The sequence below is a fragment of the Pseudoalteromonas luteoviolacea H33-S genome (assembly GCF_001625695.1).
GTDB classification, from domain to species: Bacteria; Pseudomonadota; Gammaproteobacteria; order Enterobacterales; family Alteromonadaceae; genus Pseudoalteromonas; species Pseudoalteromonas luteoviolacea_B.
This window is the reverse complement of sequence record NZ_AUXY01000059.1, coordinates 1-15,301: the sequence shown is the minus strand read 5'-3', so window position 1 is coordinate 15,301 and position 15,301 is coordinate 1. Positions and strand designations below refer to the sequence as shown.

Sequence of the window (15,301 nt, the reverse complement as noted above, 5' to 3'; positions counted from 1 at the left end):
ACTAAGCAACAAAGCTTTTTTCAGCTACAACAAAAATTTGTGCCGAATTATTGGTTAAAGCTGAGCCTGCCCAGTCGCCGTGCCATTCCAAAGGTACTAAGCCACACATTTCGAGCATGTGAGTTAGTTCAGAGGCATTATAGAGACGCACCTTAAACTCATAGCTATATTCTTCGCCCTCTATTTTTAGCGCACGTTTGGTTGTTAATATTTTACTGTGTGGATCGTATTGCGTATCCAAGTCTTTGAATTGACGCGCAATACTATTTTTACTTTCCTTAACTGCCGCTGACTCACCGTTGAGGACATTTAACAACAGACGCCCGCCGGGTTTAAGTGCGGATGACATTTCTTGCATCACCTGCAAGTTAGTTTTATCGTCAAAGTAGCCAAACGAGCTAAAAACGTTAAATATTCTGTCGTACTTTTCCTTAAACCTGAGATCTCGCATATCCCCTTGCATAAAATTGACGGAAAGGCCGGCGTCTTTTGCAAACTGTTGGGCTCGTTCAATAAACGAAGCATTGTAGTCTAATGCATCAATCTCAAACCCTTGCTCAGCCAATAACTTTGCATGACGTCCAGTACCACAGGGAATATCGAGTATTTTCATACCCTTTTGTAATGCTAGAAAGCTTTGAATTTGCTTCGCTTGTTGCTGGTTTAACATAAGGTCAAAAGAGGCACTCTCTAAATGGCCTGTAATTAAGGGATTAAAAGCACGCTCGTAATCAAAAAGAAATTCAGACAAATTTTCTACCTCTTACATTTATCATTGCAACCAGGAATAGGCTGTACCAATGTGGCACAGCCTCATTCAATTTATTTGTTGTTTGGGCCAACACCAGGCTTTCTATCAACAAGACAAATAACACATCCACAGAATCTTGCGCCCTTGTTACGCTCTAGGTTTTTGTTTACAAGTGAATTGATGATTTTTGATTTATTCATGATCTCTCCAAAAATGGTTGATTAGTATTTTCTAAGGTTTTTAATGTTTTGCTCAGAGTAGATTTCTGGATATTCCTGATACCACTTGAGCAAAGTGTTTTCGCCCAAAGCATCATAAACGTACGAGTATTGAGCCTCTAACTCAGCCCTACGCTCGCTTATAAATACAGTTTGGGCGTTATCATAGTCACTTTTCATTTGCTCTTTTTCGCGTAATGTTGTCGGACTATGATGTAAAAACTCACCAAAAAATTGAAGACAAAAAGCCTCATAATCTCGAGTAAACAGAATAAAGGTGTGCCACATTTCATCGATGATTAAAATTTCCTTATGCACATAGATTTCGGGGCCTGACTCATTTGAAGCTTGGTGCATTAACCACAGTAACTTTTTCATCTCTTCGAAAATGGCAGCGGACTCATCTCTGGACACATCGAACGATTCCGTAAACTTGTCAATAACATTGTCATTTTGATATGCCATCACGTTTGAGTATCGTTGTTGTCTATCGATCGATTGAGAGAAGTTATGTAGATTATCCATGTTGCTCTGCTGTGTAGTCCTTTGTCTTAATGAGTTTATTCAATCAATCGAGACGCGCAGCCACAACTGGCATAAATAACAGTTATGGGGAAAAGGACAAAGTTAGGACAGGCATTTTTCTTTCTTTTCTTTTTTAAAGTTAGAATCGAATTGCAGAAATGTATTCCAAGCCTAAAGTTTTTCTGAGCAGCGTGGTTAAAATCCGCTTTATGATAGAAATAAATATAACTTAGGAATATATTCATTTTCTTAAGCAAGAAGAGCCTAGATTTATAAGCAAGGCTAAATCTACTTCTTACTAACCAACTCCTTTATACCAATTCACATCATTTTTAGCGGCATGCGCTCTTAACACAGTTTGCGAACCAGCAAAGTTACCGTAGTGACTTCCAAAACTTTGTATCCTATCCAGCCATGTCACTTCTTCAACTTTCAGTGAAACTAGAATATTGGGCATACTTGTTGGTATGTAACCCCTTTTTTTGGGATGAATATGCCGGCCCGTCCAGTCAACTAGCTCAAGGTAGTCAGTTAATGAGAAAGGTATTGTGTTTGCATGCTCCCTCTCACCAAATGGTTTTAGTGATTTAGGTTGTTTGGCTTGGCTCTTTGCTTCATTTAAATTTGATTTCTTTGCATTTTCTTTGGAGTTTTTAAAGTGCCTTATGCGCTCTTGAATCGATGTGAAATCACTATCCTCCAGATTATTTGCCATGTTGGCTCGAATTGGGTTTAAATCTACATAAGCCATACAGCTGAGCAGCGCTGTTTCGTCAAGTAAGGCTTGAGACTTGTACCGCCCTTCCCAGTATTTACCCGTGCAGTTATCTTCCTTGTTTGCTTCTTTTGCGATGTATTCATTAAGATTTTTCATGAACCAACTAATGTCAAACAGCCTAGCTCGCCACTTTTCAACTAACTCAGATACAAGCAGTTGCTCTGCCTCACTCAGAGTGTTACCGTTTCGCTGCTTATCTATGATAGGACTCCCCTTGTACAACTTATACCATCTAGATATTACCTCGTTATCTGACCAACTAAGTGCTTGCTGCCTATTCACTTTAACCACCAAATGATAGTGATTACTCATGATGGCATATGCTGCTATCTCAATCGCAAATACACGACTTAGCAGCTTTACTCTTTCGACTAACCAAGTTCGTCTATGGTCAAAGTTTTTGCCAGTGTACTTATCGTCTCCGCACAAAAAAGCACGGCGTACACACCGTGCTATCAAGTGGTAATAAGACGTCGACGACAAATCTATCAGTGCTTTCCGTGCTCTTGTCATTCCTATTTAACTCAATTTCAAACTGGATATTTAAACAGTAGTTAAATAACTCGATTTAAGCAATAAATTTGTGCCTGTCCCATTTGGTTCTTAACAGTGCATCGGTCGTCGGTGCTTGACCTCTAAATGCTTTGTAAGACTCCATTAATGGGCGTGAGTTACCCACTTCTAGAATATTTTTGCGGTAGTGGTCGCCAATTTTTCTGTTTAAACCACCTTGTGATTGCACATAAGCGAAAGCATCTGCCGCTAGGATTTCACTCCACATGTAGGCGTAGTAACCTGCCGAGTAACCGCCGCCCATTGAGTGTGAGAAATAGGCTGACTTATAGCGTGGTTGAATATGTGGAACGTACAAGCCGTGCTTTTTCAATACCTTTTGCTCAAACGCTTCTAAGTCGGTTACTTTTTCCTCTGGTTTGAGTGAGTGCCATTCCATGTCTACCAGTGCAGCAGCAACATACTCTAGCGTATCAAAGCCTTGGTTAAAGCTACGTGAGCGCACTAACTTATCAAGTAAGGCTGGTGGGATTGGCTCGTTAGTTTTGTAGTGCTTGGCGTAATTAGCAATAACTTTTGGGTGAATGGCCCAGTCTTCTTCAAAGGTAGATGGAAACTCAACAAAGTCTCTTGAAACCGACGTGCCTGACAAAGAAGGGTAGTTCACATCCGACAGCATGCCGTGAATGCCATGCCCAAGCTCATGGAAGATGGTCGTGACTTCGCCATAGCTTAGCAAGGTAGGCTGTCCTTCAGGCGCTTTGGCAATATTCATCACATTCACGACCACAGGTTTTTGCTCAAGTAAATGCGACTGATCAACAAATGAATTCATCCATGCTCCGCCACTTTTACCCTGACGTGCGAAGTAGTCTGCATAGAAAATTGCTAGGCTCTTGCCATCATGGTCAAAGACTTCATACGCTTTAACCTCTGGGTGATAGACAGGTAAATCTGGGCGCAATTTAAACTCGATACCGTATAGCTCTTTCATGGTGAAGAACACGCCGTCTTCCAACACACGGTTAAGCTCAAAATAAGGTCTAACACTGCTTTCATTTAACGCAAACTTATCTTGGCGTACTTGCTCAGCATAAAATGCCCAATCCCAAGGTTGCACTTTAAAGCTTTCACCGTTTTGCGCTATTTTGTCTTGAATCGCCTGAGTCTCTTGCGCCGCGTTTTTCATTAACTGCTCAGTCATGCCAGAGAACATGTCAAATACAGCTTGTGGATTCTGCGCCATTTGATCAGACAAACCATAATCGGCCCAGCTATCAAAGCCGAGGATTTGAGCCCGTGTTGCACGAATTTGCGCAAGGCGACTGACTATCTCAGTGTTATTGGTTTTGCCCGTTTGTGCACGGTTGGCAGAAGCAAGCCATACGCGCTCTCTTAAATCGCGGTTTTCTAGCTGTGCAAGGATTGGCTGGCGCGTGGTATTGGTAATGCTAATAAGGTATTTACCCTTGTGGCCCGCTTTTTCAGCAGCGCTTGCCATGACGTCAATTTGCGCATCTGTTAAGCCTTTAAGCTGCGCTTTGTCTTCTATAACAACAGCAATATTTTGTGTTTCTTGCAGTAGATTTTGGCTAAATTGCGTCGTCAGTTGTGAGTGCTCTTTGTTCAGTGCTCTGATCTGCGTTTTTTGTGACTCGTTTAGCTTAGCGCCCGCTCTTACAAAGCGCTTGTAGTAAACCTCAATCAGTCTTACTGACTCGGCGTCAAGGTTTAAAGTGGTGCGTTTATCATGGATCTTTTGCACACGCGCAAATAGCTTATCGTTTAGGTAAATATTATCGAAATGCTGGGCCATGAGTGGCGAAAATTTCTGCGCCAATGCACGACGGGTTGGGTTTGAGTCAGTGCCACTGACGTTTGAAAAGTACGCACTTGCACGGCTTAGCTGTGCACCGCTTTTTTCAAGGGCAACAATGGTATTTTCAAATGTCACTGTATTTTGCGCAATGATGTCATCAACTTCTTGAAGCTGCTGTTCAAAGCCAAGCTCAAATGCAGGGGCGATATGCTCATCTTTAATCACCGTAAAATCCGGTGCTTGATACTGCAATGTGCTTGGGCTCATCAGCGGGTTTTGTGCTGCCTTTTGCGTAGTTGCGTGTGTGTTTGTCATTGGCTGAGTTGCGTTTTGGCTATTGCATGCGCCGAGTAATATTACTGAGCTGATGGCCAATGCGATTGTTTTCTTTATCATAGTGTACTTCCGAGATAAGTGTGTACTGAATATTTAATGCAATGGTTGAGGCTTTTTTTAAAAAAACATTCATGCAAAAAGTTGGTTGGGAGTCGCTTTAAGCATGATGTTCTGTGCGTTCTTTGCGCAATGTACCTGAACTGTTGAATTGCATGATATGTTATATTGTAACAAAATAAATGCAATTATATTTCTCTCAATTATTGCAACAAATTATTAAGATTCTGATTTTACTAGTTTATATCGACTCAGGCTGCGCAAGTACGTGTTATTAATGTGGGTAAAATGAATAGGGTTCTTCGATGAGGGCTACAAAAAACAGGATAAAAAAACTTGCAAATCACCAAGTTGTGCGATGTTATATTATAACAATTATTAAGATGAGATGATTATGTTTAAACTTTCACCACTGATGCTAGGCTTAATCGCGCCGTTATCAGTCCACGCTTATGCGCAAAACATCCAAGGTCAGGTTCAAGATCAAGATGGTAATGCAGTTGCCAATGCGACCGTATCGGTCATGGGTTCACAGCGAACAGCCCAGTCAGACAGTAACGGTAAGTTTGTTTTGCAGACAAACTCAAGTGGTGATGTTGAACTACATATCACGGCATCTGGTTTTGCTCATCAAAATAAAGTAGTCGTGGCATCAAGCACAGGCACAAGTAATGTCTTAGTGACTTTAAATGCGTCAGCGATTGAAGTACTCGATGTTAAAGCGTCTCCATTTCATGCGTCGATGATGGAGTCTTCTATGCCAGTGAGTGTGTTGTCTGGCGACAAGCTTCGTGAGCAACAAGCTGCAACACTTGGTGACACGCTTTCAAAGCAAGTAGGCGTGCACACCAGCTTTCATGCCAAGGTGGCCAGTACTCCGGTTATTCGAGGCTTAAGTGGCCCACGTGTATTAATCACGCAAAACAGTCTCGATGTGAGCGATGCCTCTCGTGTTGGCCCTGATCATTCTGTTGCATCAGAAACCTCAACAGCCCAGCAAGTCGAAGTTCTTCGCGGACCAGCAACGCTATTTTATGGCAGTGGTGCAATTGGTGGTGTGGTCAATGTGGTAGATGAACGCGTGCCCACGCGCAGTGACACATTTGGTGAAGTATTAGTAGAGCATGCCACGGGCGATGAGCAAAAGTTAGCCAGTTTTAACTTAAACACGGGTGTTGAGCAGTTTGCGTTTCATGTGGATGGTTATGTCAGAGACTCAGAGGACTATGAGATCCCAGTGCCTGCTGAAGTCGGCTCAGAGAAAAATCAATCTGGTGATTATATCGTTGAGAACAGTGCTGAGGAGTCATCAGGCGGCACGGTAGGTACATCCTATTTATTTGATCAAGGTTATGTGGGTGTTTCTTACGGTAAAATGACCCGTGAATATGGCATACCGGGGCACAGTCATGGCGATGAAGCACCAACGGTTTATGCAGATTTAGATCAAGACAGATGGCAGCTTATCGGTAAATATAGTTTTGATCATGCGTGGTTAAATGAAGCAAACTTTAGAGCGGCTTACACAGATTATGAGCACGCAGAAATAGAGCATGGAGAAGTGGGGACTATTTTTGCCAACGAAAGCCATGAAGCGCGATTAGATGTGATGCATCAACCCATCTCTGGCTGGCGCGGTGGCGTCAGTGTGCACTACAAGCGCAGTGACTTTTCAGCGCAAGGTGCCGAGGCATTCACACCGCCATCGGTAAGCGAAACCTTTGCCATTGCCTTAATGGAAGAGCGTCATTTTTCTGATGTATTAGTACAGTTGGGCGCACGTGTTGAGCGCGTCACTATTGATGCGCCAAATGTTGTTTTATCAAGCGGTGACTTGCAAGGTGATGACGACCACGACCACGACCACGACCACGACCACGACCACGACCACGACCATGACCACGGTAATTTAGTCGCCGATCGTGTCTTTGCGGTCGATCATGAATTTACCCCTGTGAGCTTATCAGCAGGTGCGGTGTGGGATTACCAACCGGGCTATAACGTCGGTATTTCAGTATCACGATCTGAACGTGCACCTGCTGCATCAGAGTTGTTCTCATTTGGTCCACATATAGGCACTGGTACTTATGAAGTGGGAGCTTTGTTTAGACAAAAAGCAGATAGCTTGTCATTTGAATTAAACCCAGAGGATATTGATTTAGAGCGCGCGCATAATATCGACTTAACTTGGCGAAAGCTGGAAGGGGATTTCGGTTTTGTACTGAACGCGTTCTACAACCAAATCGATAATTACTATTATCAAGTTAACACGGGTTTGATGGCCGATGATGGTCATGATCACCACCATGATCATGGAGAGCATGATGATGAGCACGACCATGGTGAACATGAGGAGCATGGCGAACATGAAGATCATGGCTTACCTGTCTATGTCTTTAAAACAGATGATGTGATCACACACGGTTTTGAGGCTGAGTTTGCATGGCAAGCAACAGATGCATTGCACGCAACTTTATTTGCAGATTTAGTCCGTGCACGCTTAGATCAAGGCGGTAATTTGCCAATGGTGTCACCGGTGCGCTTTGGTACTAAACTGACCTATAACCTCGATGAATTCACCGTAAACCTTGATGTTGTGCGCTATCAGAAGCAGTCTCACATCGCTGCCCATGAAACGGTAACACCGGGTTATACCCTAGTTGATGCCAGCATTAATTATGATTTTGCTGCACTAGGCCAAGACTGGGTCATGTATCTAAAAGGACACAACCTAACGGATACAGAGGCACGCGTGCACACCTCTTTTTTAAAGGATAAAGCACCTATGCCAGGCAGAAGTTTTGCCTTTGGTTTTAGAGGCTATTTCTAATTTTTTTGTCACTGTAGTCAAAGGGGCTTAGGCCCCTTTTTTCATGCCTGAATGATGAGTACGTCTTAATGAGTGTGTCTGACTGAGGACATTAACCTAAAGCACCTTACGATTGCGCCCAAAGCTTATTCTTCACCGCTTTTTAAAAACTGAATCTCAGGGCTTTCAAGCGAAAATACTCGGCCATCGTCGAGAGCCATTTCAATGTAAAAGCTCATCGGATAGTCTGCATCTGGTGCTGTGTTTAAAATTAAATCTGTACTAAAGCCAAGTGATTTTAAAGGCTCGCCATCGGCTGTTTCAATGTACTCATTTAATGCTGTATACATGCGTTTATCGTCTTTATAGACATAGTATTGATTTGGGAAGCTGGCAAAAGACACGGAAAAGAATTGGTTTAAGTTGCTGCCAGCAGGGGCCGATTTATTAAAATCATAAGGAGAAGTGATCACGATGGACTGGATGTTTTCTTTGGTTGTCTCAGGTACTGGTGACAGCGCATAGGCCTTACTGATCAGTGAGGGCGGCATTAAATTAAATAAAGATGCCTTGAGAGTCACTATTTCTGTGACTGTGTCTAATCCAAAAATTAAATGATTGTATTTAATCGGTGTATTTTCTTCATAAGACTCGTCGCGTTTAACGTCTTCTTTTGCAAGTGTGGAGTTTAGTTCGCGATTAAATAAATGCAGTTCTACACCTGTAACGATTTTTTCGGTTTGGGACTCGCTTGGTGGTTGAGTAGTTGTCGGCCCACTTGAGTCTGAGCCGCAGCCAAATAAGGTTGTCAGCAAAACAAATAATCCGGCTGAGCGTAAATAGCGCATAGTAAATCCTTTAATATCAATTTTACGCTATAAAGTATGGACTAAAACAGGAACGCTATTTGTTATTTATTGTTACCGAGGAAGTCTGGGAGAGCAGTTAGGCTGAATGGATAGGTTTGGGTGCTCAGCGATGAGCTAAGCACCTATTTGCTTTAAATTTCAGTGGCAAACTGTGTTTCGTTTAGCGCTTTTTCAGACTCAACTTCTCCTCGATGGTCGGTAGCCAGCTTTTCATAAAGCAGCGGTAATACAATCAGCGTGAAGAACGTCCCGATCAGCATACCTGCAACCAGAATAATACCAATGCTGTTTCTTGCTTCTGCACCAGCACCTGTAACAAGGACTAGCGGGAAGTGACCCAGCACGGTTGCGCCCGTTGTCATCAAGATAGGACGAAGGCGGGTTGCCGCAGCGCCTTTGACAGCCTCAAATTTGTTTTTACCTTCAAGCTGTAAATGGTTGGCAAATTCCACAATTAAAATCCCATTTTTAGCGATAAGGCCAATTAGGGTAATCAGGCCGATTTGGCTGTAAATATTCACCGTGGTAAGGGATAAAAACGGCAACATCAGTGCGCCAGATAATGCCAAAGGCGCGCACCCAAGTAGTACAACAAGGGGATCTCTAAAGCTATTAAATTGAATCGCTAATAAGAAATACACCACAATCATAGCGACCAAGAGTACCCCAACCATGGTATTACCCTCTTTACGAAGCTGCCTTGATTCGCCCGCATAATCAATTGAGTAATGTGCAGGCAAGATTTCTTTGGCAATGTCTTCAATACTGCTTAGGCCCTGCTCCTTGGTGATGTGTGGCAGCACGCCCGCTAAGATCCTGAACGAGTCTTGTTGGTTAAATGAGCCCAAAACACGAGGGCTGGTGAAGGTGCGCAAAGTGGCAAACGCAGAGACTGGAATGAGCGTGCCTTGGTCATTTCTAACTTGCATATCCAGAATATTTTCAGGATTGTAACGCTCATCATCACCCACAATTGGGATCACGCGATAAGCTTTCCCATCTTTGTTGAAGTAGTTCACAAAGTTGTTGGACATCAACACACTCAGCTGGTTATTTACATCCGCGAGATCCAGACCCAGATCAGCGACCAGTAAGCGGTCTATTTCTAGCTCTGCCTGTGGTAAGTCAATTTTAAGGTCGGTATTCACAAACATAAATTGGCCGCTGGCGTTGGCCTTGGCAATGATTTGGTCTGCGTATTGCTTCATCGTCTGCGCATCATCACTGGATCTCAGTACCACTTCGACATCAAACTGGCCTGCGGTTGGTAAAGATGCCGGTAGGATAGGGAATAAGCTTAAACCTGTGACGCTTCCAAGACGACCGTATAAATCAAACAATAAGTCATGTACTGAGTTTTCGCGTTCTTCATATGGAGCAAGTTCTACGCCACCAAAACCCGCAGCTGCTGTGACAATTTGCCAAGTAAATTGACCGCCTTCAGTTGCGTTCATCACGCGTGCTGTCTCATTCATTTTTTCAGCGGTGTAGACCTGTGAAGACTCCGGCGGCGCTTCTATCACTACTTGCACACTGCTCTGATCTTCAATTGGCGCCAGTTCTTTTTGCGATAACAAGTAAAACGGTACTGACAGAAGTGAGAACACGATAGCGACAAAAAATATCTGTGTACGCCACTGGAACAAGGTGTCCAAGCTCTTGAAATAGAATGCTTGCAGTCTATCAAAGTAGCCATTCACTGCTAGAGTCAACTTGCCTTCTTTACCGCCTTCTGGGCTAACATAGGCACTCATGATGGGCGAAAGCGTCACAGCGACTAGCCCTGAAATTAAGACTGCAATGGCCAAAGTAAAGGCAAATTCACGGAACAAGAAGCCGGTTAAGCCCGTTAAAAAGCCAATCGGTGCATAAACGGCGGCAAGGGTTAAGGTCATCGCAATGACGGGCACAAGTAGTTGTCTTGAGCTGATCAGTGCCGCTTGCAATCTGGGCTTGCCTTCTCGCATGTGTCGAGCAACATTTTCAACGACCACGATGGCATCATCGACGACCAAACCAACCGAGAGCACGATGGCCAAAATGGTGAGTAGATTTAACGAGAATCCCATGACCGAGATCACCGCAATGGCACCTAAAATAGAGATTGGAATGGTGATAAGCGGCACCATGGCGGTTCTGAATGAGCCCATCATGGCAACGACAACGATACCGACCAGTAGTACAGTCTCAGCAAGGGTGGTAAAGATCTCCTTGATTGAATCACGCATATAGAGTGTACCGTCATAGCCAATTGAGATTTTCATCCCATCAGGTAAAATCTGGTTGATTTCGGCTAGCTTTGCATAGAGCGCATCACCGATATTTATCTCATTGGCGCCAGGTAGCGCCCAAACGGCTAAGAATACCGTATCGTGATAGTCTAAACGAGCGGTCACCATACCAGGGGCTTCGCCAATTTCAATATCGGCAATGTCGCCCAGTTTCAACTGTGCAGTGTCTGTCTCTTTTACAACCAGCTGCTCAAAGTCAGTAACGTTTTTTAGACTGGTGTTGGCCATTAAATCGATGCGTTGACGATTATTTTCGGTGTAACCAATAGTTGCAATGGTATTGTTGGCTTGCAGTGCAGCAAACACATCGCTGGCGCTGAGGTTATAAATGGCCAGTTTATCTGTGTCTAACCAAACCCGCATTGCTGGGTTTCTACCGCCCTCTAAGGTAACTTTTTGCACCCCTGGAATATCAGACATAGACGGCACGACATTTCTAACTAGGTAATCACTGACCTCGTTTCTTGGTAAGCCTTGCGATTCAACGTCAAGATAAAATACTGCGTAGGGACTATCAGCTCGCACAATTTGAATGGCTGGGTCTTCAGCACCAGTTGGTAGTTCAAATTTAATTTGGTTAAGGCGTGTTGTTAGCTCTGCAAGGGCATCGGTTGTGCTGTGATTCAAATCAAGCCAAGCGGTTACTTTGCTGAGCCCTGATGTGGTGACAGAGTCAACGTAGTCTACGCCGGGCACAGTCGAAGCCACACGTTCTATGGGCTCGGTAACATAGCCTTTGACAACATCGGCTGCTGCACCTGTGTAAACGGTATTGATGACGAGCGAGGCACTTTCAATTTTTGGATACTGCTGAACGGAGATCTGCCGAGCGGCATTCACACCCGCTAAAATAATCAATAAGGACAATACAATTGCCAACACCGGACGGTTGACAAAAATATCCATTATTGACGGTTTGTTTTCGTGTAATGAGCTCATTACTGCACTCCGTTTTCACTTTGCGTTGACGCTGTTTGCTCAGTAAAAACCAATAAGTTTTCTCTGAGTTTAAATGCGCCTTCGCTGGCAATAAATTCACCGCCTGTGAGTCCTGACAATACAATTTGATTGTCTTGAACTTTGTCACCTAACGTCACTTTAATGGGGGTTGCACGCCAGTTTTGCTCATCGTCTTTTTCTAACTTGTATACAAACTCTCCGAAGTGGCTACGTGTAATGGCATTGGTGGGGACCATGACCGCGTTCACGGTTGTTGAGGGGATTGTCACCATGGCCATTTGGTTGTGATTAAATTGTTGGTCTGTATTAGATAACAAAGCACGATAGCTTTGCTGGCGTGAGTTTAAATCAATGCTCGGCTTCTTTGCGATGATCTGTGCTTTATAGTCGCTTTGAGCATTTTGGTTGTTATTTGAAAATGAGATGCTGACTTCACTGCCAATGCTTGGCTGAGACAAGGTTTGTGGTACATGGAAATCGACCCAGATAGCGTCATCTTTGCCTACCATAGTGGTAATTTGACTATTTACGTCGAGAAACTGGCCTACTTGGTATTGATCAAACCCAGTGTGACCTGCAAAAGGTGCAGTGATGGTTTTTTTAGCGATTAAAGCTTTTAGGTTTTGTACTTCGGCTTCGCCAATGCTGACATTCGCTTCTGCTTGATCAACCTCATCAGGGCTAATTCGTTTTTGTTCAAGCAATTTGACCACACGAGCATAGGTCGATTTAGCCAGCTTAACGCGTGCTTTTGCCGCTTTTAGATTGGCTTCATCGATACTGGTATCGAGCTTAATTAATACATCTTCTGCATTAACAGTGTCACCAGGGTTAAATCCAACAAAGGTGATCTGTCCTGGGTACTCATTACTGATGGTCATGTTTTGACGCGCTTGTAGTTGACCAACGACTTTAATATGAGTGGTATGTTCAACCGCTTGCGCATAGGTGCTTTTTACAGAGGCTGATGGTTCAGGAAAGGATTCACCGAACGCAATCATCGCTTGTATTTGGCTAAATTTAATGAAGCCAAGACTGGCAATCACAACAAGGACAATAAAAATAGCGGTGAGCCAACGTTTAATGTTCATAATTACTCCTATTTGTGATCAACGCAGATTAAGCGTTATCAACTGTTGTTCAATGTGATTAAGCGAAGCGTCAGTAAGTGGCTGCTTCCACGGGTAGCTATTAAGTAGACGCACAGAGCTTCTGATGATTGGGTGATTAAGTGGTAATGAGGCAAGCAAAGAATCAGTTCCTTCTATAATTTGTTTTGTTTGTTGTACACGCTGTACTTGCTCGTAGCCGACGGTCAGCGCCCAGCCACTGATGATGATCTCTTCTATGACTTCAGACAAGTTTGGCACAGCTTCAAGCTCTCCTGCATTAATACCTTCGGCGAGTGCCACTTTAAAAGAAGATTCACAGCGAGACTGGGCTTCAATAATTTTACCGGTCCAGTAATTAGACCCTTTTTTGATGACAGCTTCATTGGTGGCGTACGTTTGAAGTGCGTAATCAAATTCGAATAACTGAAGCTTTTGAGGTGATATTAAGCTAATGGCGATGATTTTTTCAGGGGCAGTGAGTTCAAGGGCCAGTACTTGGTTAAATATATTTGAGAGGTGAATGAAAGACTCATTGGCAAGGGCCAATACGATGTCTTCTTTACTTTGTACGAATTTATAGACAGATCCCATAGAAAGTCCGGCAATACGCGCAATTTTTGCCATGGTGAAGTCAGTAATTGATGATTCATTGATACATTGCTCGGCGGCGGACAAGATCATCTTTTGCTGAGTTTGTTGGTCATATTTTGGCGCAGGAGCCATATAAACACCTCTAAATTAGCAGTTTTGATTTTTATTCGAATGATGTTCGAATGTGGTTATTCTATGCTTATAATCTTCTTTGTCAATCTAGGTTTTTATAAAGATTTTTATCTAACTGTTTTTCTGAGAATAAAAAATCATAATTTTAAGCTGCGCACTTGATGATCTTTTCGAGAACGTTTAGCTTGAAGATGGTTTTTATGAAATAAAGGAGATATGCAAAATGAACTTGAAGAAAAAAAACCTTAAACAGCTAAGTGAAGATCTTCACTTAAACCCTAAGCAAGCCGATATGGTTGCTGGTGGTGCTATGCCGCCAATGCGACTGATGTGTACTACGACAATAGATACAGAAATGAAGCGTTAATTAATGCTTTAAGCGCTGTATAAAATCGCCTTTTTCAGACGGGTATTAAATAGCTTAGTCAGATAGGGCTTTTCCAAAGCATACTTTTAAATCAGCAGCTCGGCTAAGTATGCTTTTTAGGCCCAACGGATTTTTATCCTCCTCTTTTCCCTATCATATAATCCATAGGTTATTTCCGGTGATGTCTGGTGCTTTGAGTGACTTTATGCGTACTTTGATTAAATATTTCAAACTGCCAATCGTATTAATAACAAAGAATAAAAGAGTTTAGCGATGGCTGTAGGTAATTATCGAAAAGCACAGGTATTAAAAAGCGAGTTTTTAACACCGAATATGAAACGTATTGTTTTAACTGGTAAGGATTTAGCCAGTTTTCCAGAAGGGTTTGAAGCTGGATATGTAAAATTACTTTTTACTAAACAAGGCAGAGTATTACGCGAAGATGAAGCTTTCGCGCAGTTGGCAAACAATAATATTATGATGCGGACCTATACAGTGCGCGCATTTGATAAGCAGGCTCAGCAATTGACGATTGACTTTGCACTGCATGAAAAAGAAGGCGCAATAGCCCCCGCTTCTGACTGGGCTAAGGCAGCTCAGCTTGGTGATGAAATCATTGTTGGTGGGCCGGGTAAAACAATCGGGGTTGATCACAGTGCTGATTGGTTTTTATTAGTAGGAGATATGACTGCACTACCAGCCATCAGCTGCTATTTAGAAAGCTTGCCTGCGTGTGCTCATGGGCGTGCAGTAATTGAAGTGACCAGCCCCGAAGATATTCAAGATTTAAATAAGCCCAGTGGTATTGAGGTTATCTGGCGAGTGAATACCACACCGGGTAAAAATAGCCCTTTGCTCGACACTGTTAAAGACATTGACTGGCAGCAAGGTGGTGTATTTGTATGGTGTGCATGTGAATTTGACACCATGAAGGCGCTTCGCCGTTGGTTTAAAAAGGAAAAAGGGCTCGAAAAGGAGCAGATGTATGTCAGTAGTTACTGGAAATTAGATTGCACAGAAGAAGAACATAAAGCAGAAAAGCTCGCTGATTCAAACCTACCAAGCTGATTAAAGTGCACTTAAACCTTGCGTATGCCCATCATTGACATTACTGACTTTGTTATAAGTAATGTAGCTATGGGCCAAGGGGGGATGGGCCTTGTTGATCAAATA

12 protein-coding genes are annotated in these 15,301 nt (G+C 43.1%); 3 read left to right on the top strand and 9 right to left on the bottom strand.

The features are described 5' to 3' along the window. Position 1: 1 nt before the first annotated feature. From N477_RS07575 to N477_RS07560, 5 genes are all read right to left on the bottom strand, one after another. Positions 2–751 carry an SAM-dependent methyltransferase gene (locus tag N477_RS07575; RefSeq protein ID WP_063363476.1) on the bottom strand — a complete coding sequence of 250 codons (750 nt, stop codon included), beginning with the start codon at positions 749–751 and terminating at the stop codon, positions 2–4. A gap of 71 nt (positions 752–822) precedes the next feature. Further along, positions 823–951, bottom strand: a complete 129-nt coding sequence (locus N477_RS26585) for a hypothetical protein (protein ID WP_264373376.1) — start codon at positions 949–951, stop codon at positions 823–825. Between the two features lie 21 nt (positions 952–972). After that, positions 973–1,494: a glycine-rich domain-containing protein gene (locus N477_RS07570; protein ID WP_063363475.1), complete on the bottom strand. Its 522-nt coding sequence runs from the start codon at positions 1,492–1,494 to the stop codon at positions 973–975. Positions 1,495–1,792: 298 nt separating this feature from the next. Then, positions 1,793–2,785: a transposase gene (locus tag N477_RS07565; protein WP_196760598.1), complete on the bottom strand. Its 993-nt coding sequence runs from the start codon at positions 2,783–2,785 to the stop codon at positions 1,793–1,795. A 55-nt stretch (positions 2,786–2,840) separates the two neighbouring features. Next, complete coding sequence (locus N477_RS07560) at positions 2,841–5,000, bottom strand: M3 family metallopeptidase (protein ID WP_063363474.1); 2,160 nt, start codon at positions 4,998–5,000, stop codon at positions 2,841–2,843. A gap of 391 nt (positions 5,001–5,391) precedes the next feature. On the opposite strand from N477_RS07560, the gene N477_RS07555 reads away from it, so the two are divergent. Then, complete coding sequence (locus N477_RS07555; protein ID WP_063363473.1) at positions 5,392–7,827, top strand: TonB-dependent receptor; 2,436 nt, start codon at positions 5,392–5,394, stop codon at positions 7,825–7,827. A gap of 125 nt (positions 7,828–7,952) precedes the next feature. Here N477_RS07555 and N477_RS07550 read toward each other — a convergent pair whose 3' ends face one another. The 4 genes from N477_RS07550 to N477_RS07535 all read right to left on the bottom strand — a co-directional run bounded on the left by N477_RS07550 (position 7,953) and on the right by N477_RS07535 (position 13,761). Further along, entirely contained in the window at positions 7,953–8,654 is a 702-nt protein-coding gene (locus N477_RS07550; protein WP_063363472.1) for a hypothetical protein, read from the bottom strand. Between the two features lie 152 nt (positions 8,655–8,806). Then, positions 8,807–11,905: an efflux RND transporter permease subunit gene (locus N477_RS07545; RefSeq protein ID WP_063363471.1), complete on the bottom strand. Its 3,099-nt coding sequence runs from the start codon at positions 11,903–11,905 to the stop codon at positions 8,807–8,809. Beyond that, positions 11,905–13,017: an efflux RND transporter periplasmic adaptor subunit gene (locus N477_RS07540; protein WP_063363470.1), complete on the bottom strand. Its 1,113-nt coding sequence runs from the start codon at positions 13,015–13,017 to the stop codon at positions 11,905–11,907. The genes N477_RS07545 and N477_RS07540 overlap by 1 nt, the downstream gene beginning before the upstream one ends. Positions 13,018–13,035: 18 nt before the next feature. Further along, a complete protein-coding gene (locus tag N477_RS07535; protein ID WP_063363469.1) occupies positions 13,036–13,761 on the bottom strand; it encodes a TetR/AcrR family transcriptional regulator in 726 nt (241 codons plus the stop codon). Between the two features lie 223 nt (positions 13,762–13,984). Here N477_RS07535 and N477_RS25970 point away from each other — a divergent pair, with 223 nt between their 5' ends. Together N477_RS25970 and N477_RS07530 are read left to right on the top strand one after the other, a co-directional pair. Next, a complete protein-coding gene (locus tag N477_RS25970) occupies positions 13,985–14,128 on the top strand; it encodes a hypothetical protein (protein WP_155731842.1) in 144 nt (47 codons plus the stop codon). 273 nt (positions 14,129–14,401) lie between these two features. After that, positions 14,402–15,196, top strand: a complete 795-nt coding sequence (locus N477_RS07530; protein ID WP_063363468.1) for a siderophore-interacting protein — start codon at positions 14,402–14,404, stop codon at positions 15,194–15,196. The last annotated feature ends 105 nt before the right edge of the window (positions 15,197–15,301 follow it).